Annotated in this window: 15 protein-coding genes; 8 read left to right on the top strand and 7 right to left on the bottom strand. The window is 71.5% G+C overall.

What is annotated here, in order from left to right; genetic code table 11:
• Position 1: 1 nt before the first annotated feature.
• The 3 genes from M8542_RS07065 to M8542_RS07055 are packed head-to-tail and all read right to left on the bottom strand — an operon-like array spanning position 2 to position 2,153.
• Positions 2-454, bottom strand: coding sequence for a PTS sugar transporter subunit IIA (locus M8542_RS07065; RefSeq protein ID WP_257919193.1), 453 nt, complete (start codon positions 452-454; stop codon positions 2-4).
• On the bottom strand, positions 451-1,395 hold the full coding sequence (gene pfkB, locus M8542_RS07060; RefSeq protein WP_257919192.1) for a 1-phosphofructokinase: 945 nt from the start codon (positions 1,393-1,395) through the stop codon (positions 451-453). Before pfkB ends, M8542_RS07065 begins: the two co-directional genes overlap by 4 nt.
• A complete protein-coding gene (locus M8542_RS07055; RefSeq protein ID WP_257919191.1) occupies positions 1,392-2,153 on the bottom strand; it encodes a DeoR/GlpR family DNA-binding transcription regulator in 762 nt (253 codons plus the stop codon). Before M8542_RS07055 ends, pfkB begins: the two co-directional genes overlap by 4 nt.
• A 103-nt stretch (positions 2,154-2,256) precedes the next feature.
• Between M8542_RS07055 and M8542_RS07050 the strand changes: the two genes are divergently transcribed.
• The 3 genes from M8542_RS07050 to M8542_RS07040 all read left to right on the top strand — a co-directional run bounded on the left by M8542_RS07050 (position 2,257) and on the right by M8542_RS07040 (position 5,578).
• A complete protein-coding gene (locus M8542_RS07050; protein WP_257919190.1) occupies positions 2,257-3,846 on the top strand; it encodes a phosphoenolpyruvate--protein phosphotransferase in 1,590 nt (529 codons plus the stop codon).
• 54 nt (positions 3,847-3,900) lie between these two features.
• Positions 3,901-4,944 carry an alcohol dehydrogenase catalytic domain-containing protein gene (locus M8542_RS07045; RefSeq protein ID WP_257919189.1) on the top strand — a complete coding sequence of 348 codons (1,044 nt, stop codon included), beginning with the start codon at positions 3,901-3,903 and terminating at the stop codon, positions 4,942-4,944.
• Positions 4,945-5,008: 64 nt separating this feature from the next.
• Positions 5,009-5,578, top strand: a complete 570-nt coding sequence (locus M8542_RS07040) for a dihydrofolate reductase family protein (protein WP_257919188.1) — start codon at positions 5,009-5,011, stop codon at positions 5,576-5,578.
• Between the two features lie 20 nt (positions 5,579-5,598).
• Here M8542_RS07040 and M8542_RS07035 read toward each other — a convergent pair whose 3' ends face one another.
• The gene (locus M8542_RS07035; protein WP_257919187.1) at positions 5,599-6,351 is read right to left on the bottom strand and encodes an Asp23/Gls24 family envelope stress response protein; all 753 of its coding nucleotides are present in this window, start codon (positions 6,349-6,351) and stop codon (positions 5,599-5,601) included.
• A 288-nt stretch (positions 6,352-6,639) separates the two neighbouring features.
• On the opposite strand from M8542_RS07035, the gene M8542_RS07030 reads away from it, so the two are divergent.
• On the top strand, positions 6,640-10,314 hold the full coding sequence (locus M8542_RS07030; protein WP_257919186.1) for a TIR domain-containing protein: 3,675 nt from the start codon (positions 6,640-6,642) through the stop codon (positions 10,312-10,314).
• A 4-nt stretch (positions 10,315-10,318) separates the two neighbouring features.
• Here M8542_RS07030 and M8542_RS07025 read toward each other — a convergent pair whose 3' ends face one another.
• From M8542_RS07025 to M8542_RS07015, 3 genes are read right to left on the bottom strand one after another with little or no spacing between them, the layout of a single operon-like run.
• Positions 10,319-11,536, bottom strand: a complete 1,218-nt coding sequence (locus M8542_RS07025) for an SGNH/GDSL hydrolase family protein (RefSeq protein ID WP_257919185.1) — start codon at positions 11,534-11,536, stop codon at positions 10,319-10,321.
• Positions 11,533-13,830 (bottom strand): beta-xylosidase/alpha-l-arabinosidase, encoded by a 2,298-nt coding sequence (locus tag M8542_RS07020; RefSeq protein WP_257919184.1) that lies wholly within the window; start codon positions 13,828-13,830, stop codon positions 11,533-11,535. The genes M8542_RS07025 and M8542_RS07020 overlap by 4 nt, the downstream gene beginning before the upstream one ends.
• A gap of 32 nt (positions 13,831-13,862) precedes the next feature.
• Complete coding sequence (locus M8542_RS07015) at positions 13,863-14,855, bottom strand: LacI family DNA-binding transcriptional regulator (RefSeq protein ID WP_257919183.1); 993 nt, start codon at positions 14,853-14,855, stop codon at positions 13,863-13,865.
• 151 nt (positions 14,856-15,006) lie between these two features.
• Between M8542_RS07015 and M8542_RS07010 the strand changes: the two genes are divergently transcribed.
• Genes M8542_RS07010 through M8542_RS06995 form a run of 4 tightly spaced genes read left to right on the top strand, consistent with a single transcriptional unit; the run spans position 15,007 to position 21,079 of the window.
• A complete protein-coding gene (locus tag M8542_RS07010) occupies positions 15,007-16,299 on the top strand; it encodes an extracellular solute-binding protein (RefSeq protein ID WP_257919182.1) in 1,293 nt (430 codons plus the stop codon).
• Positions 16,296-17,267: a carbohydrate ABC transporter permease gene (locus M8542_RS07005; protein WP_257919181.1), complete on the top strand. Its 972-nt coding sequence runs from the start codon at positions 16,296-16,298 to the stop codon at positions 17,265-17,267. Before M8542_RS07010 ends, M8542_RS07005 begins: the two co-directional genes overlap by 4 nt.
• A complete protein-coding gene (locus M8542_RS07000) occupies positions 17,267-18,091 on the top strand; it encodes a carbohydrate ABC transporter permease (protein ID WP_257919180.1) in 825 nt (274 codons plus the stop codon). The genes M8542_RS07005 and M8542_RS07000 overlap by 1 nt, the downstream gene beginning before the upstream one ends.
• 15 nt (positions 18,092-18,106) lie before the next feature.
• A complete protein-coding gene (locus M8542_RS06995) occupies positions 18,107-21,079 on the top strand; it encodes a glycosyl hydrolase 115 family protein (RefSeq protein WP_257919179.1) in 2,973 nt (990 codons plus the stop codon).
• Positions 21,080-21,151: the final 72 nt, after the last annotated feature.

The following is a 21,151-nucleotide window of genomic DNA, read 5'->3' as shown; positions in this document are numbered from 1 at the left end:
GTCAGGACACCTCCTGGCGGATGTACTCGGCAAGGGCCGCGGCATCGGTGGCGGCCAGCAGGTGCTGCTTGAACTCCGCCCGGACGAGCCGGCGGGCGAGCGCGGCCAGCACCTTGAGGTGCTCGCTGCCGCCGCCCTCCGGCGCGGCGATCAGGAAGATGAGCTTCGCCGGGCCGTCCGGCGCGCCGAAGTCGACGCCCGCGGCGCTGCGGCCGAAGGCCAGCGTCGGCGTGGTGACCGCGGCCGAGCGGCAGTGCGGGATGCCGATGCCGCCTTCGAGCCCGGTGGCCATCTGCTCCTCGCGCGCGGCGACGTCCTTGAGGAACAGGTCGAGGTCGGTCACCCGCCCGGCCGTGACGAGCCGCTGCGCGAGCGCGCGAGTGGCGCCGTTCTTGTCGGTCGCGTCGAGGCCCAGGTCGACCAGGTCGGCGGTGATCAGGTCTGCGGTGGTCATGCGGCGGCTCCGCTGAGGGTGAGGGTGGGGTCGGCGTCGAGCACGCGAACCTGGTCCGCGCGCACGTCTTCGGGGGTGGGCATGCGGCTGCCCTCCTGCGTGACCGCGGCGGTGCCGTAGGCGACCGCGGTGCGCAGGGCTCGGGGGCCGGCTCCGCCGGCGTGGAGGAACCCGGCCAGCGCGGCGTCTCCGGCGCCGACGGTGCTGCGCACGGCGACGAGCGGGCCGAGCGCGTGGTGGGTTCCGGTCTCCTCGACCAGCACGGCGCCGCGTGCGCCGAGGCTGACCAGCACGCTGCCGACGCCCTCGGCCATCAGCTCGCGGCAGCAGGCGACGACGTCGCCGAGGCGCGGCAGCGGGCGGCCGGCGAGCTCGATCAGCTCGTCGAGGTTCGGTTTGAGCAGGTCCGGCCCGCCATCGCAGGCGGCGGCCAGCGGCGCGCCGGAGGAGTCGACGGCGACCTTCGCGCCGGCGTCGCGGGCGAGCTTCGTCAGGCGTGCGTAGAAGTCGTCGGGCACGCCGGCGGGCAGGCTTCCGCAGCACACCAGCCATTCGCCGCGCGCGGCCAGCTCGACGGCTCGGCGTTCGAGGGTGGCGAGCTCGGCGGGGGAGATCTCGGGGCCCGGCTCGTTGATCTTCGTCGTGGTCCCGTCGGCTTCGACGAGCGTGATGTTGCTGCGGGTCGTTCCGGCGATCGGCACCGCGACGACGGGAACGCCTTCCGGCGCCAGCAAACCGGCCAGCCGCTCGCCGACCGAGCCGCCGGCGGGCAGCAGCGCGACCGTCGGCGTGCCGGCGGCGGCCAGCGCCCGGGCGACGTTGACGCCCTTGCCGCCCGGGTCGAGCCGGACGGCTTCGGCCCGGTTGACCTCACCGCGGCGAAGGTCGGCCAGCCGCGCGGTGCGGTCGAGGCTCGGGTTCGGGGTCACGGTGACGATCACGCCGCCACCACCTCCGGGCCCGCCTCTTCGAGCTCGGCCACGGCACCCGCGTCGAGGCCGCTGTCGGTCACCAGCACGTCGATCTCCGCCAGCCTGGCGAACCGGCTCAGCTGGTCGGTGCCGTACTTGCTGTGGTCGGCCAGCAGCACCCGCTTGCGGGCGGCGGCGACGATCGCGGCCTTCACCGCGGACTCGGCCATGTCCGGCGTCGTGCAGCCGTGTTCGGCGGAAAAGCCGTTGGCGCCGAGGAAAGCGACGTCGACGAGGAGGCCGTCGAGCGCGTGCAGCGTCCAGGCCTCGACCGCGGCGAGGGTCGTCCCGCGGACCCGGCCGCCCAGGATGTGCAGCGTGACGCCGGGGCGGGTGGCGAGGATCGAGGCGACCGGGATCGAGTTGGTGATGACCGTCAGCTCGCGGTCGGTGGGCAGCAGCGTGGCGAGCCGGCTGGTCGTGGTGCCCGCGTCGAGCAGGATCGACCCGCGGTCGGGCACGAGGTCCAGCGCGGCCCGGGCGATGGCGTCCTTCTCGGCGGCGTTGGTCTGGTCCCGTTGCGCGACTTCGGGTTCGAAGTCGAGCCGGTCGACCGCGACCGCGCCGCCGTAGACCCGGCGGACGACGCCCTGCCGTTCGAGCACGCCGAGGTCGCGGCGGATGGTCTCGGGGGCGACACCGAGTTCGCCGGCGACGTCGTTGACGTCGACCCGGCCGACGCGTCGTGCGCGTTGCGCCAGGAGCTGATGCCGTTCGGCGGCGTACATGCCCGTTCCTCTCCGATGTCTGCCCGTTGTCATTTGATTGTGCCCGTTGTTACCGTACTGTCAATCCCCAGTTTCGCGATCCTTTCGCCTCGGAGGTCCCGTCATGCAGTTGTCCGGAGTCGGAGTCAGCCCCGGCCGGGTCGCCGGCCCGCGCGTCGTCGTGGCCGCTGACCTGCCGGAACCCGCTTCTTCGCCGGCTCCCGAGGATCTCGGGGCCGAAGCGGGCAAGATCGCGCCCGCGGCCGCGGCGGTCGCCGCCCGGTTGTCCGATCGAGCCCGATCCGTGTCCGGAGATGCCCGATCGGTGCTCGAGACGACCGCCGCGATGGCCTCGGACCCGGCTCTGGTCGCGTCCGCGGAGAAGCTGGTGCGCGAAGGCTCGCTGCCCGCCTCGCGCGCGGTGTGGGAGGCGGCGGGGGAGTTCATGACGGCGCTGCGCGCCGCCGGTGGGTACCTGGCCGAACGCGCCCGCGATGTCGCCGACGTCCGCGACCGGATCGTCGCGGCGCTGCTGGGACTGGCGCCGCCGGGGGTGCCGGACCTGACGTCGCCGAGCGTCCTGGTCGCGCGCGACCTCGCGCCGGCCGACACCGCCGGGCTCGACCCCGACCTCGTGCTCGCGCTGGTGACGGAGGAAGGCGGGCCGACCAGCCACACGGCGATCCTGGCCCGGGCCTTGGGGATTCCCGCTGTCGTCGCGTGCGCCGGCGTCCTCGACCTGTCCGGCCCCGGGCTGGTGGTCGACGGTTCCGCGGGCACGGTGTCCCCGTCCGACGGTGTCGTCTCGGCACCGGCTCGAGCCGCGCGTGCTACGTGGGACGGCGTCGGGCGGCTCGCCGACGGTCACCGCGTGAAGCTGCTGGCCAATGTGGGTTCACCCGCCGACGCGCGCGCGGCTTTCACCGCGGGCGCCGAGGGAATCGGGCTGTTCCGGACGGAGTTCTGCTACCTGTCGGCGACTGCCGAGCCGGGTGAGTCCGAGCAGCGGGCGGCGTACGCCGAAGTGCTGGCGCCGTTCGCGGGGAAGCCGGTGGTGGTCCGGACCCTCGACGCCGGTTCCGACAAGCCCCTGGCGTTCTTGCCGATGGGCGCGGAACCGAACCCGGCACTGGGCGTCCGCGGTCTGCGGGTGGCGTTCGACCGGCCGGATCTGCTGGACCGCCAGCTGAGCGCGATCGCCGGGGCGGCGGCGGACACGGGCGTCGAGCTGTCGGTGATGGCTCCGATGGTCGCCACCGCGGAGGAAGCGGCCTGGTTCGCTGCCCGCGCCCGCGCGGCGGGGATTCCCCGGGCCGGCGTGATGATCGAGATCCCGGCGGCGGCGTTGTGCGCGGCCGCGATCCTGGCGGAAGTCGATTTCGTGTCGCTGGGCACGAACGACCTGGCCCAGTACGTCTTCGCGGCCGACCGCCAGCTCGGCGCGGTGGCGGCGTTGAACGACCCACACCAGCCGGCGTTGCTGCGGCTGGTGGAGATGGTGGCTGCGGCGGGAGCCGCGGCCGGGAAACCGGTGGGTGTCTGCGGCGAGGCGGCGGCGGATCCCTCGCTGGCGCCGGTGCTGACCGGGCTGGGCGTGACATCGCTGTCGATGAACGCCGTGGCGCTCGCGGGCGTCGGGGCGGCCCTGCGCGAGGTGGATCTCGCCGGGTGCCGGTCTCAAATTGCGACAGCCGGGCGGCTTGCCCCGTCCTAGCGTCGAGAACGGCCGGGCCCGGCCGCGGGGGCCGGGCGGCCGACGGAGGCGACGATGAAGGCGCTGGTCTACCACGGTCCGGGTGCGAAGGCTTGGGAAGACGTCCCGGACGCCACCGTCCAGGAGCCCACCGACGTGGTCGTGCGCGTCGACACCACCACGATCTGCGGCACCGATCTCCACATCCTGCACGGCGACGTCGCCGCGGTCACCGACGGCCGGATCCTCGGCCACGAAGCGGTCGGCACGGTGACGGCGGTCGGCGATGCGGTCCGGGCGTTCGCGGTCGGCGACCGGGTGCTCGTGCCGGCGATCACCCAGTGCGGGCGGTGCGAGTACTGCGGGCGCGGGATGCCGTCGCACTGCCAGACGGTCGGCGGCATCGGCTGGATCTTCGGGCACCTCATCGACGGGACGCAGGCGGAGCTGGTGCGCGTGCCGTACGCGGACACGTCGCTGTACGCGATCCCCGAGGGCGTCACGGACGAGCAGGCGATCTTCCTGGCCGACGCGCTGCCGACGGGGTACGAGGTCGGCGTGCTGGCCGGCCGCGTCCGCCCGGGCGACACGGTGGCGGTGGTGGGTGCGGGAGCGGTCGGCCTGGCGGCGATCCTGACCACCGGCCTGTGGGGCGCGGCGAAGGTGATCGCGGTGGACTCCAACAAGTTCCGGCTGGAGAAGGCGCTGGAGTTCGGCGCGACGGACGCGTTCGAAGCGGGCACGGATGCGCGTTCGGACGTCCTGGGGCTCACCGACGGCCTGGGCGTCGACGTCGCGATCGAAGCGGTGGGCTACCCGGAGACGTTGCTGACGGCGGCATCGCTGGTCCGCCCGGGCGGCCGCATCGCGAACATCGGCGTGCACGGGGTGCCGGTCGAGCTGCCGATGCAGGACATGTGGATCCAGAACCTCACGCTGACGATGGGCCTGGTGGACACGGTGTCGATCCCGACGCTGCTGAAGATGGTGGCGTCGGGCCGCATCCCGGCCGAGCGCATGGGCACGCACCGGTTCACGTTCGACCGGATGGCGGAGGCGTACGAGGTGTTCGGCAACGCGGCGGCGAACTCGGCGCTGAAGGTGGTCATCACGCCCTGAGTGTCGATCCGGGCGGGGGCCGTTCGACGCGGTGGTGAAGCGACCCTCAGCCGGGAGGCACCTCATGATCCGCTTGTACATGACCATGTCCCTCGACGGGTTCGTCGCGGGCCCGGAAGACCGCCCCGGCCAAGAGCTGGGCCGGGGCGGTTTCCGGCTGTTCGACTGGCTCGACGATCGCCACGGTGACGGCCCGAGCGGCCAGGTGGTGACCGAGGCCATGGCCACCGGCGCGCTCATCACGGGCCGCCGCACGTTCGAGCTGGCGTCCCGCTGGGGCGGCGACCACCACAACGGCGTCCCGATCCACGTCCTGACCCACCACATCGACCCGTCGGACACCCCACCGGGAACCGCCCGGTTTTTCACGGACGTCACAGCAGCGGCAGAGCAAGCCCGCACGGCAGCCGGCGAACAGGCGGTGATGGTCCACGGAACGGGCGCGGCGAAGGCGTTGCTGGCGGTGGACCAGCTGGACGAGATCGAGGTCCACGTGGTCCCGCTGCTGCTGGGTGCCGGGCGTCGGCTGTTCGACGGGTCGCGGGCGGAGCTGGAACTGGTCCGGCGTCTCGAGGACCGCGGCGTGCTTCACCTGAGGTACCGGGTGAAGCACGCCGCGGCAAAGACCGGCTGACCGTCCTAACGGGACTCGGGTCAGGCTTCCGGGAAGTGGATGTCCGTGACGTGGACGTCGACCACCTCGACGTCGAGGGCCAGGTACTGTTCGATCGCTTCGATGACCGAAATGCGGATGCGCTCGCCCAGGGCCTTGACCGCGTGGCCGAACTCGATCACCAGGGGGACCGTGATCGCCGCGACCTCGCCGTCCAGCACGATCTCGATGTTCTCTTCGTCCAGGCTGTGGACGCCCTCGGTCTTGGCCGCCACGCGGGTGACGATCTTCGCGACCACCTCGTCCGCGACCGTCGTCGTGCCGCGGGCCGCCGCCGTCGAGCGGGTCTCCGGCTCCTCGGCCGCCGCGACCGGCTCGGCTTCCGCCACCACGACCGGCTCGACGGCCTCGTCCTCGGCCGGCTCCTCGTCCGCTTCGGCGACGACGTCCTCTTCGGAGTCGACGGCCTCGGCCGGCTCCTCGTCTGCCTCGGCCACGACGTCCTCTTCGGAGTCGATGGCCTCGTCGGAGTCCGCGTCCTCGTCGACGGAAGTCTCAACCGCAGCTTCGGCCGGAGCCGAGGCGGTGTCCTCCACCGATCCCTTGTCGACAGCCGACGGCGACTCGGCGGTTTCCGTGGCCGCCTCGGCCTCGGGTGCGGATTCCGTTTCCTCGGTGCCGGTGGCCGCCTCGGCGACCTCGGGTTCCGGCGTGACCGTGCCGTAGCCGTACCCGCCGGAGCCGGCGGTCTCGTTCTTGGGGCGGCCGAAGATGCTGTTGATGACGTCGGACATGTTTTCCCTTTCCGGGAGCGACGACTTCGGGTGGGGACGAGCAGACGGGCGAAATGATAGGGGCATCGCCCGGCTTTCGATCAGCGGCCCCCGCATCGAGACTTGCCTGTGTCCCAACGGATAAAGCGCTCACTGTGCGTCAGGTCGCGATCAGCGATCAGCTACCGCTGCCGGCCGGTGTGGGTCGGAAGTGGACACTGCGGGAGCAGAATTCGTCCACTTGCCGAGGAAGGGACAGAACCGGGCAAGTCGTTGAAGTCTCCGGCGCTCGCTGCCAGGATCGCCGCCATGTCTGGGATCTTCATCAGCTTCAGGGGCCATGACGGGGACAACGACGCCTGGGGCCTCGACACCGCCCTTGTCCGAGAGTTCGGTGAGGAGCGGGTCTTCCGGTCGGGCCGGTCGATCGAGGCGGGAGCCGAGTTCCCGCCCGTGTTGCTGGAAGGCGTTCGGACCGCGTCGGTGATGCTGGTGCTGATCGGCGCCGGCTGGCTGGATGTGGCCGTGGACGGGCGTCGGCGGCTGGATGATCCCGAAGACTGGGTCCGCAGGGAAGTCGCTGAGGCGCTGAAACTCGACAAGCAGGTCATCCCGGTGTTGTTCCGGGACGCCCGGCTTCCGGCCGAAGCCGACCTGCCGCCCGACATCGCCGGACTCGCGCTGCGGCAGCAATTCCGGGTCGACCCCAAAACGGCTGGTGAAGACCTCGATCGGTTGATCAAGAAGCTGATCAAGATCGATCCGACGCTCGGGATCGGCGTGGTCGAGGGGCTCGAAGACCTGCAGAAATGGCTGGAAGCGTGGCGGCAGTTCACGAATCCGCCGTTGCCGGAGAACCTGTCGTTGCTGGGTCGTGAGTCCGAAGCGATGCGGCTTTGCTCCTGGCTGGACGGGCCGCCGTCGGTGCTCGCTGTCCACGCGCCCGGTCGTACCGAAGCTGCGGCTTTTGTCGCGACGGCGGTGCGGACCCACCGGCCCGGGACACGGGCGGCACTCGTCTCCGGTTTGTCAGGCTGGCGGCACAGCCGGCGGCTGACCGGGCCCCACCTCCTCGTCGTCGACTCGGTCGAGGTGGAGGTCGGTGCGGCCGACGCGACGCACGGACACGTTGTCGTCGTGGCGCAGACACCGGACCCGACCGGCAGTGAGCTGCTCGCGCTGCCCCGAATCCCCCGAGACGAAGCGGTGAGGGCCTTCGTCGCGAGCGGGGTTCCCCTGGCCGAGGCGAACCGGTACGCGCCCATCGCCCGTCGGAGCATCAGCAGTCTGCGCCGGAAGCTGTCCCCGTCGGCGGCCGAGCCGGCCTGGGCGAGCCCGCCCGATTCGGCGCTGGTCGCACTCCTGGTCCTCGTCGGCCGCTGGCAGGCCGGTTCGGCCGCCGATCGTGCCGAGATCGCCGCGATCACCGGGCGCGACATCGAGGAGCTGGACGACTTCCTCGGGCGGGCAGGCATCGGTGGTGACCCCTTCCTGCACCGGTCCGGATCTCGCTGGCAGCTGGCCGACCCGCAGGACGCCTGGTCGCTGTTGCGCCGGCTGCTGAGTGCGCAAGATCTGGTGCGGTGGCACGAAAGCGCATTCCGGGTCCTGTCGGAGCCGGATCCGGCCCTGGCGCTGCCGAGCGACCAGCGAACCTTCGCCGGCCTGCACGGACACGTCCGGAAGTGGTCGGCGGACCTGCGCCACGGCTTGGCTCAGGGCGCCGCCCTCCTGGGGGCGGCTGGGGCCGCGCGCATGGCCGATGACCGCTCCGGCGCCGACCACGCCCTAGCCGTCGTACGCGCGGTGCTGGCCAAAGCGAACGACGACAGCGAGGGCACACTCTGGAGGTCTCTCCCCGACGTCCTTCCGCTGTTTGCCGAAGCTGCTCCGCGCGCGTTTCTCGACGCGGTCGATCAGGCACTTTCCGGAGAGGCCTTGGCGATGCGGAGCCTCTTCGCCGCCGAGGATTCCGGCTGGAGCTCGTTCACCCCGCACGTCTGGTTGCTGTGGGCTCTGGAGTCGCTTTGCTGGTCCGCCGAGCACCTGTCGATGGTGGTTTCGGTCCTGGCAGGGCTCGCTCGGATTGATCCGGGCGAAGGGACGAGCACGCGCCCGCTCGAGTCGCTGGTCACGCTGCTGCAGCCGTGGTACCCGTATCTCGACCTTCCTGCCGGGCGGCGCAGTGAACTCGTCCGGGCAGTCTGCCACCGGACCCCGGATGTGGGCTGGAGCCTGGTCGTCTCCCTGCTCCGTGGCCGCAGTGGCCATCTGCTTGCCAGCCCCCGGCACCCGGAGGTCAGGCTGGACTGGACGGTCCCGGAGCCGCCGGTCACCGCGGACGACTTCGCTGCCTTCCACGATGATCTAGTCGACATGGCCGTGGGTGCGCTGGAAGAGGTGCCGCAACGCTGGAAGGAGCTCGTCGAAGAGCTGCCGGAACTGACCTCACCGCAGTGGGACCGGATGGTGACGGCTCTGGCCGCTGTCACCGTCGAGCGGCTGTCCGAAGAAGAGCGTTTTGAGCTGTGGAACGTCCTGACGGCGGCGATCGCCCAGCACCGGTACTACAGCGACGCCGAGTGGTCACTATCCGAAGAGCTCCTTGGCCGGTTGGAAGCCTGTGCCGCGACGATAGAGCCCGACGTCAACCCGCGGCGCCATGCTCGCCTGTTCGGCTGGCACCCCAGCCTGCCCGGTATCGATCCCTTCGACTACGAAAGCCACAAGGCGGAGCTGGAGCGGCTGCGCCTCGACGCGGTGCGCCGTGTCCTTCGTGAGTACGCCGTTCCCGGGCTGACCGAACTCGCGAGGGCGAGTGAGGTACCCAGGCTGGTCGGGCAGGCGGCGGCCGAAGTGGGCGGCGATGACATTCAGCAGGACGCCCTCGCGCTGCTGGGCGAGGAGACGTGGGTGCTGGGGTGGATCGACACGATCGCCCGAGCCCTCGGCGAAGAGTGGACTGGTGCCACGGCCAAGGCACTGGGAAGCGAGCCGGCCCTCGCCGACTTCCTGCTGGCCGTTCCGGTTGAGCAGGCGCTGGCTTTGCTCGCGTCGGCCGGTGAAGAGACCGTCAAGGCCTTCTGGTCCAGGACCGGGTTCTTGCCGCTACCGGCCGGACAGGAAGAATTCTTCCTCCGGCAGCTGCTGTCCCACCGCCGGCCATGGGCGGCGATCACCAGCGCCGCTCTCGCCCTCCACGGGGGAGACGCGATCCCGCTGCCGGTGTCGTTGGTCGAAGAGGCTTTGGCACTCGGCCTCCAGACCGAGGTCGATCACCCGGACCAGCACGCGATCCATCAGGTGGGCCCCTTGCTGGACTTCCTGATCCGGGCCGACGCGGACGACCGCACCGTGGCGCGGTTCGAGCTGTACTACCACTCCGCTCTCAAGCACAACCGCAAACCCCGGGTGCTGTACCGGGTCCTGACCACGGACCCGGCTGCCTACGTCGACCTCTACTGCGAGGCCCACCCGGCTGAAGACGCCAATCCGTCACCTGCGCGGATTCCCGCCTGGTTCGCGATCTTCGAGATGCGCGCGGTGCCCGGTCACACGGAGGCCGGTCTGGACAGCGTCGTGCTGAAGAACTGGGTCTCCCGGGCACGCGCCCTGTTCGCCGAGCGCGGTCGCGGGAAGTCGGGTGACCGGTCGATCGGCACGGTGCTGGCCGGGAGCCCGTCCGGCACGGACGGTGCTTGGCCGGCCGAGGCGGTCCGGGACGTGCTGGACGTCCCGGACGGCCTCCACCTCCGACGGGGCTTCGCCACGGGCATGGTGAACAACCGCGGCTTGACTTCCCGGGACAGTTATGAGGGTGGGCAACAGGAGCGTGACCTCGCGGGGCAGTACCGAGAGTGGGCGAGGCGGATCGATGTCGGCTGGCCGCGTGTCGCAGCGGTGCTGATCGAGTACGCCGAAGACCTCGAACGTGACGGCATTCGCAACGACGGTCAGGCCGACCAAGTGCACGATGCGCCTTGAAAGGTCAGCGATCCTCGAACAGTCCCCGCGGGACACTGGCGCCGAGCGCGCGGTAGCCGGTGGGGTTGAGGTGGAGGTGGTCACCGGTGTCGTACCCCGCCAGCAGGCGCGTCGGCGCGGCCGGGTCCCGGACCACCCGGTCGAAGTCCAGCACCGCGTCGAAGTGGCCCCGGATCCACGTGTTCACCTGCTGACGCGCCGCCTCCCGCAGCGGGTCGTCATACGCCTCGTTGCCGCCGAAGGGAGTCAACGTCGCGCCGGTGACGCGGATGTCGTGGGCGTGCGCTCTCGTGATGATCTGGTCGTACGCGTCGATCAAGCCCACTGCGGCCTGGGCGGCGTCCGCCGGTGCCGCCGTGCCGATGTCGTTGATCCCTTCGAACACGATGGCGTGCGCGATTCCGGTCTGCGCGAGCAGATCCCGGTCCAGGCGGGCCAGGAGGTTCGGGCCGAGGCCGTCCTGCAGCACCCGGTTGCCGCCCGCCGCCTGGTTCACCGCCGCCGCCGAAAGGCGCGAGGCCAGCACGTCCGGCCAGCGGTCGTTGCCGTTCGTCGTCGAGCCGCGGCCGTCGGTCAGGGAGTCGCCCAGCACCGCGACCGCCGGAACCGGTGCGAGGGTTTCGATGCCGCTGAGGAAGTACCAGTGGTCGACCGGGGTCGCGCCCGGCAGGTCGGTCGCGGTCACGTGGTCGCCCGCCAGCAAGTACGACGTCGTGCGGGACCCGGGGTGAGACGTGATCGACGTCGAAGCCTGGCCGTGCGCCAGGTACGCGGTCACCGTGATGTTCTCCGACCGGCGCACCGGGAACGGCAGCGGGTCGGACACCACCTGCGCACCCATCGGGATCACCGTCGACGGCTTGCCGTGGAAGGTGACCGGCACGACGCTGCCGGGCACCACCGCCGACACCCCGGCCCGGCCGGAGCCGGGCCGGGCGACCGACACCGCGGTCAACGGCAGCGGCGCCCCGCCGAAGGCGTTGGAAAACCGCAGCCGGATCCGCGGCCCGCCGACGGTGACGTGCGCGGTCTGGCGCAGGGAAGCGTTGTCGAGCACGCGATCGGCGCCGGTGAACGGCGCGGGCGGCAGGTTGCCCGGCTCGGTCAGCTGCGGCATCGCCGTCCAGGTCGCCACCCAGTCCGACGCGGGCGGGCGGCCGGACGCGCCGACGAACAACGCGGTCAGCACGGTCAGGGCGAAGATCACCAGCGGGCGTCTCATGCGCCGAACTCCGGGGCGAGGACACGGTCGAAACCGACGGACCGGCGCGGCCCGGTCAGCGTGCAGTGCAGGGTCGTCACGATCGCTTCGCTCGACGTCCCGACCCGCAGCTCGACGTCGCCGGGGTCGACCACGCGACCGCCGGCCCGGCCGGTGTAGGACGTCAGGTCGGCGTGCAGCCCGATGTCCAGCACCGACGTTTCCCCGGGGGCCAGCACGACGCGCCGGGCGGCGATCAGCTGCCGCTCGGGCCGGGCGACCTCGGCCACCGGGTCGTGCAGGTACACCTGGACCACCTCGGTCGTGGCGCGGTCGTGGTCGTTGCGCAGGGTCACCCGGACCCGGCACACGCCGTCGGTCGGCCACAGCGAACCCGTCGCGCTGACGTCCACCCAGGTCGCGGGGCGGTAGGAAAGCCCGTGGCCGAACGGGAACAACGCGGTGGGGTCGACCGTGCTGACTTCGCTGCGCCGGCCCAGCGGCGCGGACAGGTACGTCGAGGGCTGGCTCGCCCCGGCCCGGGGGAAGCTCACCGGGAGCCGGCCGGAAGGGTCGACGCGGCCGGTGAGGACGTCGGCCAGCGCGCCGGCGCCTTCCTCGCCCGGGTAGAAGCCGCACACCACCGCCGCCAACCGGGGCAGCTGCCGGGAAAGCTCGTAGGGCCGTCCGGAAAGGAGGATGACGACGACCGGTTTCCCGGTGGCCAGCAAGGCTTCGAGGAGCTCTTCCTGCCGTCCGGGCAGCCGCAGGTCGGACGTGTCGCAGCCTTCACCGGACGTTCCGCCGCCGAACAACCCGGCCCGGTCGCCCAGCACGGCCACGCAGACCGACGCGTCTTCGCACGCCGCCACGGCTTCGGCGATACCCGCGTCGTCGCCGCCGGTCACCGGGCAGCCCAGCGCGTAGGTGACCTCGAACGTCGACCGCAGCGCCTCGGCCACGGTCGGCACCGAGACGCCGAACGGGACGTCCGGGTGGTGGACGCCGACGTGCAGCGGGAACGAATAGCAGCCCAGCATCGCGCCGGGCGTGTCCGCGCGCGGGCCCACCACGGCGATCGACGCGCCGGGGGAGAGCGGCAGCGTCCCGTCGTTGTGCAGCAGCACGACGGACTTCTCGGCGACCTCACGGGCCAGCGCCCGAGACTCCGCGTCGTCGAGGTCGATCGCTTCGGGGACCTCCGGCGCCCAGCCCGCGTCGAGCAGGCCGAGCTCGCACTTCTGCCGCAGCACCCGTTCGAGGGCGCGGTCGACGGCGGCGGCGTCGACCGCACCCCCTTCCACCGCGGCGAGCAGCGGCTCGCCGTAGCAGTCCATGGTCGGCAGCTCCACGTCGATGCCCGCGGTCAGCGCCTGCCCCGCGGCGTCGCCGCGACCGGCCGCGACGCCGTGCAGCCGGTGCAGGAACGCGACCGAGAAGTAGTCGGAGACGACGGTGCCGGTGAAGCCGTAGGTGTCGCGCAGCAGCTCGGTCAGCAGGGCCGGGTCGGCGGCCCCCGGAACGCCGTCGATGTCGGTGTAGGTGTTCATCACCGACCGCGCGCCCGCCCGCAGGGCCAGCTCGAACGGCGGGAGCAGGACGTCCGCGATCTCCCGCGGCCCGGCCGAAACCGGCGCCAGGTTCCGCCCGGCGCGGGAGGCCGAGTACCCGACGAAGTGCTTCAGCGTCGCGATCACCCCGGCCGACTCCAGGCCCGCGACGTACGCGCTGCCGATCGTCCCGACCAGGTACGGGTCCTCGCCGATCGTCTCTTCGACGCGGCCCCAGCGCAGGTCGCGGGCGACGTCGAGGACCGGCGCGAGCCCTTGGTGCACGCCGAGGGTGTGCATGGTGCGCCCGATGCGCGCGGCCATCCGCCGGACGAGGTCCGGGTCGAACGTCGCGCCCCACGACAGCGGTGCCGGGTAGATCGTGGCCTGCCAGGCGGCGAGCCCGGTCAGGCATTCCTCGTGCACGACGGCCGGGATGCCGAAGCGGTTGCTGGACACGATCTGCCGCTGCCGGCGCGCGAGGCTGTGCGCGCCGACGAGCGGGTCGACCGGCCGGGTGCCGAAGACCCGGGTCAGCTGGCCGATGCCGTGGCGGACCAGGTCGTCGAGGTCGACATCGGCGTCGACGAAGTCGTGCTGGTGCGGAGCCATCTCGCCACCGGAGTCGATGCCGACCCAGACACCGTAGAGCTGGGCGAGCTTTTCGCGCAGGGACATCCGGTCCATCAGCGCGCGGACGCGGTCAGCCGGGTCGGCCGCGGCGTCGCGCCACGGCTCGGGGGCCGCGGTGGGCTGCGTGGTCAAGGCATTCCGCCCTTCTGTGGGGGAGGGGAGGCTCAGGGGAGGGCGCGGGTCGAGTGCCGCACCACCAGGCCGGTGTCGAGCGTGATGTGGGTGCGTTCGACCGCGTCGCCGTTGATCAGCGCGATGAGCATGCTGATCGCGCGGTGGCCCATCTCCCGGATCGGCTGGTCCACTGTGGTCAGTGGCGGGCTGCAGAGCGCGGACTCGGGCACGTTGTCGAAGCCCACCACGGAAAGGTCTTCGGGCACCGAAAGCCCCAGTTCGCGGGCTGCGCCCACGGTCGCGATGGCCGAGATGTCGTTCGCGGCGAACACCGCGGTCGGCCGGTCCGGCCCGGTGAGCAGGTCGTGGGCCGAGGCGGCCGAGACCTCCGGGTCGTAGGCGCCGACCCGGATGAGGTGCTCGTCGGCCGGCACCCCGGCGGCCTCCAGCGCCCGCAGATAGCCCGCCTTGCGCAGGGACGCCGACTCGAGGTCGGGGCGGCCGGCGAGGAAGGCGATCCGGCGGTGGCCCAGCTCCAGCAGGTGCTCGGTGGCCAGCTGCGCGCCGCGGAGGTTGTCGGAGTCGATGGTGGGCAGGTGCGAGGGCCCGGTGTGGGGGTCGACGGCCACGACCGGCGTGCCCGGTACCGCTTCCAGCGAGACCGCGGGCGTGACCAGCACGGCGCCGTCGACGAGGGTGCCGGAAAGCCGGGACAGGTACCGCTTTTCCCAGCCCGCCGGGTCGCCGGTGCGGCCACCGGCCGAGTAGACGACGAGCTCGAACCCGCTGCCGCGGATGGCGTCCGCGGCGCCCTTGAGCAGCTCGGTGGAGAACGGTTCGAGGTCGGCGACCAGAATCCCGATCACGTTGGTCCGGTGGTTGCGCAGGCTCTGGGCCACGAGACTCGCCTCGTAGCCGAGCTCTTCGATCACCGCTCGGACCTTCGCGAGCGTCGCGGCGGAGACGCCGTAGCGCTCGTTGATCACTTTGGACACCGTGGCCACCGAGACGCCGGCGCGGGCCGCGACGTCACGGATGGTCACCCTCGAACTGGGCTGCATCGGCTCAGACTAGCGCTGTAAAACGTTATCGACAACGATTGACATCCGATTTGCCCGGGAGCAAACTCTTCGCCAACCCGGGCGCTGTCACGCCCCGTCCAACTCGGCCGAAGTCGTCAGGAGTGGACCCACGATGCCTGTGAAACACCGGATCCCCGTTCTCGCCGCCCTGGCGGCCGTCGTTCCGCTCGCGCTCTCCGCGTGCAGCGGGGGGACCGAAGCGCCCGCGCAACCGAGCGGGCCGGTCACCCTCACCTGGTGGCACAACGGCACCACCGACCCGCTGAAGACGATCTGGGAGAAGGTGGTCGCCGACTACCACCAGGCGCACCCCGACGTCACGATCAAGGCGCAGCCGCTGCAGAACGAGGACTTCACCACGAAGGTCCCGCTCGCCCTGCAGGGCGCCGAGCCGCCGGACGTCTACCAGTCCTGGGGCGCCGGCGAGCTGAAGTCGCAGGTCACCTCCGGCAAGGTCGCCGACATCTCCGACGCGACCAAGGCGTGGATCTCCTCGGCCGGCAAGTTCGCCGAGAACTGGCAGGTCGACGGAAAGCAGTACGGCGTGCCGTTCGAACAGCACTTCGTCGGCTTCTGGTACCGCAAGGACCTGTTCACCCAAGCCGGGATCACGACGCCGCCGAAGACGATGGACGAGCTGAACGCCGCCGTCTCGCAGCTCAAGGCCAAGGGCATCGCGCCGATCGCCGTCGGCGGCAAGGACCGCTGGCCGGACGCCTTCTACTTCAACTACTTCGCCGTCCGCGAGTGCTCCGCGGACGTGCTCAAGAACTCCGTCAACGCGGTGAAGCTCGAGGACCCGTGCTGGACGAAGGCCGGGCAGGACCTCAAGAACTTCCTGGCCACGCAACCGTTCCAGACCGGGTTCGCCGGCACGCCGGCCCAGCAGGGCGCGGGCAGCTCCGCGGGCCTGGTCGCCAACGGCAAGGCGGCGATGGAGCTGCAGGGCGACTGGGAGCCCGGCACGATGTCGTCGCTGACCGAGGACAAGGACCTGGACTCGAAGGTCGGCTGGTTCCCGTTCCCGTCGGTCGCGGGCGGGCAGGGCGACCCGGCGGCGGTGCTCGGTGGCGGTGACGGCTTCGCCTGCACCAGCCGGGCCTCGAAGGCGTGCGCGGACTTCCTGTCCTACCTCAACACCGAGCCGATCCAGACGCAGATCGCCGCGCAGGGCGCCGGCCTGCCGGTCAACGCGGTTGCCGCGAAGTCGCTGAAGACCGACACGCTCAAGCAGGTCTACGACTACGGGATCAAGGCGCCGTACCTGCAGATGTACTTCGACAAGGCGTTCCCGACCGCGGTCGGCGCCGCGCTGAACGACGCGGTGGCCAACATGTTCGCCGGTCAGGGCACCCCCGAAGGCATCGTGGCCGCCGTCAACCAGGCCGCGGCGGGCAACAAGTGACCACGGCGACGACGCCGGTGCGGACGGCGGCGCGGCCGTCCGCACCGTCGTCGCGCCCCCGGGCGAGACGTTCCGGCCTCGGCAAACGGCTCGAGCTGACGCTCCTGCTCGGGCCGGCGCTGCTGCTGTTCGCCGGCTTCGTCCTGGTGCCGATCGGGATCGCCGCGTTCTACAGCCTGTTCGAGTGGAACGGCTTCGGCCCGCTCGACGACTTCGTCGGGTTCGACAACTACGCCGACGCCTTCTCCGGTTCGGTGTTCCAGGGCGCCATCGTGCACAACCTGATCATCGCCGGGCTGTCGATCGTGGTGCAGCTGCCGCTGTCGATCGGGCTGGCGATGCTGCTCAACCGGAAGCTGCGGGGCCGCGCGGTGCTGCGGGCCCTGGTGTTCGCGCCGTACGTGCTGTCCGAGGCGATCACCGCGGTGATCTGGGTGCTGATGCTGCAGCCGTCGGGCTTCGCCGACCAGGTGCTGCACGGCGTCGGCCTCGGCGGCCTGGTCCACCAGTGGCTGGCCGACCCGGGCATCGTGCTCTACACGCTGTTCGCGGTGATCACCTGGAAGTACATCGGCTTCGGCATCATCCTGCTGCTCGCCGGGTTGCAGGGCGTGCCCGCCGAGCTGCGCGAAGCCGCCGCGCTCGACGGCGCGTCGGCCTGGCAGACCACCCGGCACGTCGTGCTGCCGCTGCTCGGGCCGACCATCCGGATCTGGATCTTCCTGTCGGTGATCGGCTCGCTCCAGCTGTTCGACATCGTGTGGATCATGACGCTGGGCGGGCCGGCGAACGCGTCGACGACGATGGCGACCTACCTCGTCGACCACGGGTTCAAGCGCTACGAGTTCGGCTTCGGCTCGGCCGTCGCGGTGATCCTCTTCGTCATCTGCTTCGTGTTCGCGTTGCTGTACCAGCGGTTCGCGCTCCGCCGCGACACCGAGGGCGCGCTGACGAGGATGGTGGGCTGATGCGCGGGCGCCGGTTCGGCATGGCGACGGGGTACCTCGCGGCGATCGTCGTGCTCGGCGTGACCGTCGTGCCGCTGCTGTTCGTCGTGCTCGGCGGGTTCCGCACCAACGCGCAGATCAACTCCGACCCGGCCGGGCTGCCCGGCCCGTGGGTCACGGACAACTACGCGTCGGTGCTGGGCTCGAGCGCGTTCTGGACGTTCCTCGGCAACAGCGCGCTGATCGCGGTGATCGCGACCGCGGTCGCCGTCGGCCTGGGCTCGATGGCCGGGTACGCGCTGTCGCGGTACCGGTTCAAGGGCCGGGAAGCGCTCTACACGCTGTTCACGCTCGGCCTGCTGTTCCCGCTCACGGTGGCGACGTTGCCGCTGTACCTGTGGCTGCGGCAGCTCGGCATGCTCGAAAGCTTCTGGGGCGTGGCGATTCCCGAGGCGGCGTTCTCGCTGCCGGTGACGATCGTGATCCTGCGCCCGTTCATGCACGCCATCCCGGGTGAGCTCGAGGACGCCGCCGTCCTCGACGGCGCGAGCCGGCTCGGGTTCTTCTGGCGCATCCTGCTGCCGCTGTCGACGCCAGCGTTGACCACGGTGGCCGTGCTCGCCTTCGTCACCAGCTGGAACGCCTACCTGCTGCCACTGCTGGTCTTCAACGACGCCGGGCACTTCACGCTGCCGCTCGGGGTCGCGTCGTTCCAGTCCCAGTACTCCCAGGACACCGCCCGCGTGCTCGCGTTCACCGCGTTGTCGATGATCCCCGCGCTCGCGTTCTTCGTGCTCGCCGAACGGCGCATCGTCGGCGGGCTGACCGGATCCGTGAAGGGCTGACTCAGGAGGTCTGCCGTGCCGTCCGAGGTCCACCGTCGTGCCTTCTTGCAGTTGCTGGCCCTGGCCGGGGCGGGCTCCGCCGCCCTGCCGGGGCTGGCCGAAGCCGGCACCGGGTTTCCGTTGGTGTCGCGGGGGAAAGCCGCGACGATCGTCGTCAGCTCGGGTGACCGGCCGGGGGTGCGGCGGGTCGTGGGCGACCTCGCCGCCGACGTCGAGCGCGTGACGGGCGTGCGGCCCACGGTGTCGTTCGACGCGGTCCCCGCGCACGGGCCGGTCGTGCTGGTCGGCACGCTCGGCCACAGCCCGCTGGTCGACTCGCTCGTCGCCGCCGGCCGGCTGGACGTCCGGGACGTCGCCGGGAAGTGGGAGACGTCGCTGAGCCAGGTCGTCGACGGCCGTCTGGTGCTCACCGGCAGTGACCAGCGCGGCGTGATCTACGGCGTCTACGAGATCTCGCGCCGCATCGGCGTTTCGCCGTGGTACTGGTGGGCCGACGTCCCGCCGGCCAAGACCTCGGAGCTGCACATCCCGGGGGAGCGCTTCAGCCTGGGCACGCCGCACGTCAAGTACCGCGGGTTCTTCATCAACGACGAGAACCCGGCCCTGGGCACCTGGGCGCCCGAGTACTTCGGACCGGGCCTCGCCCCGGGCTACCCCGGCGGGTTCACCCGGCTGTTCTACGCCAAGGTGTTCGAGACCATGCTGCGCTTGCGGGCCAACTACCTCTGGCCGGCGGTCTGGGGACGCGCGTTCGCCGAGGACGACCCGCTCAACCACGCGACCGCCCAGGAGTACGGCATCGTCATGGGCACCTCGCACGAGGCGCCGATGATGCGCGGCATCGAGGAGTGGAACCGGCACGCGAGTCCGGGGCACGACCCCTACGGCGGCACGGGGGAGTGGAGCTTCCGCCGCAACGGCGAGGCGATCAAGGCGTACTGGACCGAGGGCATCCGCCGGATGGCCCGGGAGGGCTTCGAGGGCGTCGTCACGCTCGGCATGCGCGGCAACGGCGACGTCAGCCTCCCCGACGGCGACGGCATCGAGCTGATGCAGGAGATCATCGCCGCCGAACGGGAGATCCTCGCTCGTGAGCTGAGCACGGACGTCCCGCAGGTGTGGACGTTGTACAAGGAGGTGCAGCGGTACTGGGCGCAGGGCCTGCGGCCACCGGACGACGTCATCGTGGTGTTCACCGACGACAACTGGGGCAACATCCGCAAGCACCCGGATCTCGCACTGCCGCCGCACCCCGGTGGCTACGGGCTGTACTACCACTTCGACTACGTTGGCGGCGGCCGCAACTACAAGTGGGTCGACACCGCGCTGCTCGCGAACACGTGGGAGCAGCTGAACCAGGCCGTTTCCTACGGCAACGACCGGCTGTGGGTCGCCAACGTCGGCGACCTGAAGGGCAACGAGCTGCCACTGCAGTTCTTCCTCGACTACGCCTGGAACCCCTCGGCCTGGCCCGCTGCCCGGCTGTCCACGTGGGAACGCGAGTTCGCCGCGACGAACTTCGGCACCGCACTGGCCGCCGACATCGCGTCGGTCCTGCACGACTACGGACGGCTGCAGTCGCGCCGGAAGCCGGAGCTGCTGAACCGCCTGATCACGGTCGACACGGCCGGGGTGATCACCTACGACGACCAGGCCTCGCCGTTCAGCCTGGTCGACTACCGCGAGCTAGACCGGGTGACCGACGAGTGGCAGGAGCTGGCCGCGCGGGCGTCACGGATCTCCGCGCGGGTGCCCGCCGGTCAGCGGGACGCCTTCTTCGAACTGGTGTCGTACGAGGTCACGGCGTCGGCGAACCTGTATGCGTTGCGGCGGGCGGAGTTCACGAACCTCCTGTACGCAGCCCAGGGGCGTGCGTCGGCGAACGGGCTCGCCGCGGTCACCGAGGCCCGGTTCGCCGACGACCTGGCGCTGGCAGAGAAGTACAACACCGGCGTCGCGGGCGGCAAGTGGAAGGGGTTCCAGACCCAGCCGCACATCGACTACGGCGACGTCGCGCGGTACGGCCCGAACGCGCCGTGGCAGCAGCCGGAGCTGAACAACGTGGCGCTGCCGGACGTCATCTTCCCGGCGGTGCGGCGGCTTTCGCTGCCCTCGGCCGCCGCGCTGGGCGTCGCCGTCGACGGGTCCGCGGAAGCGTGGCCGGGTGCGGCGGGCCGGCCGGTGCTGCCGGAGTTCAGCCCGTACCAGACCGCGCCGCCGCAGTACATCGACGTCTTCAACCGCGGGCGGACGCCGTTCCGGTGCCAGGTCTCCGCCGCCGCGCCGTGGGTGCTGGTCGAGCCGCGCGGCGGCCGGGTGGAGGAGGAGCTGCGGATGACCGTGCGCATCGACTGGGCGCGGGCGCCGAAGGGCGTCACGACCGTGCCGATCACGGTGTCGGGCGCGGGCGGCTCGGTGACGGTGGACGCCGTGGTGCGCCGTCCTTCGCTGCCGCCGCGCGGGTTCGTCGAAGCCGGCGGGTACGTGTCGATGGAGGCCGCGCACTGCAGCGCGAACGTCGACGCCGCGGGGGTGTCCTGGCGGGCGGTCCCGGACCTGGGGATGACGCCGTTCCCGGTCACCGCGTCGAGCCGCGCGGCGGGTGCGGGACCGCGGCTGGAGTACCGGATGACGTTGTTCACCGCCGGGCCGGTGACGGTGTGGGCCCACCTGCTGCCGCGCAGCAACGTGCTGCAGGGCGACGGGCTGCGCTACGCGGTGTCGCTGGACGACGCGGCGCCGCAGGTCGTGAACATCACGAAGGCCACCGGCGCGGACGACATGACCATGAACCGCCAGTGGGAGCGGACGACTTCGGACAACGTGAACCTCACGTCGACGACCCACGACGTCGCCGCGGCGGGCCAGCACGTGCTGAAGGTGTGGATGATCGACCCGGCGGTGGTGGTGCGGAAGCTGGTGGTGGACACCGGCGGGCTGCGGCCGAGCTACCTGGGGCCGCCGGAAAGCCTGCGGTGGCCGGGATGAGCCCGCCGGGGGCGCCCCCCGTTTTCCACTCTACCGGTGGGCACCGACAATTTTCGGCCGTCCGGTCGGGCC

The organism is Amycolatopsis iheyensis, assembly GCF_024703995.1.
In the GTDB taxonomy this organism is placed as follows: domain Bacteria; phylum Actinomycetota; class Actinomycetes; order Mycobacteriales; family Pseudonocardiaceae; genus Amycolatopsis; species Amycolatopsis iheyensis.
This window is presented reverse-complemented; position numbering and strand designations above follow the sequence as displayed.

What these genes read in the sequence shown, in the direction of transcription:
- M8542_RS07065 (WP_257919193.1), bottom strand. Translation starts at nt 454, where the DNA reads ATGACCACCGCAGACCTGATCACCGCCGACCTGGTCGACCTGGGCCTC.
- M8542_RS07055 (WP_257919191.1), bottom strand. Translation starts at nt 2,153, where the DNA reads ATGTACGCCGCCGAACGGCATCAGCTCCTGGCGCAACGCGCACGACGC.
- M8542_RS07050 (WP_257919190.1), top strand. Translation starts at nt 2,257, where the DNA reads ATGCAGTTGTCCGGAGTCGGAGTCAGCCCCGGCCGGGTCGCCGGCCCG.
- M8542_RS07045 (WP_257919189.1), top strand. Translation starts at nt 3,901, where the DNA reads ATGAAGGCGCTGGTCTACCACGGTCCGGGTGCGAAGGCTTGGGAAGAC.
- M8542_RS07040 (WP_257919188.1), top strand. Translation starts at nt 5,009, where the DNA reads ATGATCCGCTTGTACATGACCATGTCCCTCGACGGGTTCGTCGCGGGC.
- M8542_RS07035 (WP_257919187.1), bottom strand. Translation starts at nt 6,351, where the DNA reads ATGTCCGACGTCATCAACAGCATCTTCGGCCGCCCCAAGAACGAGACC.
- M8542_RS07030 (WP_257919186.1), top strand. Translation starts at nt 6,640, where the DNA reads ATGTCTGGGATCTTCATCAGCTTCAGGGGCCATGACGGGGACAACGAC.
- M8542_RS07025 (WP_257919185.1), bottom strand. Translation starts at nt 11,536, where the DNA reads ATGAGACGCCCGCTGGTGATCTTCGCCCTGACCGTGCTGACCGCGTTG.
- M8542_RS07010 (WP_257919182.1), top strand. Translation starts at nt 15,007, where the DNA reads ATGCCTGTGAAACACCGGATCCCCGTTCTCGCCGCCCTGGCGGCCGTC.
- M8542_RS07000 (WP_257919180.1), top strand. Translation starts at nt 17,267, where the DNA reads ATGCGCGGGCGCCGGTTCGGCATGGCGACGGGGTACCTCGCGGCGATC.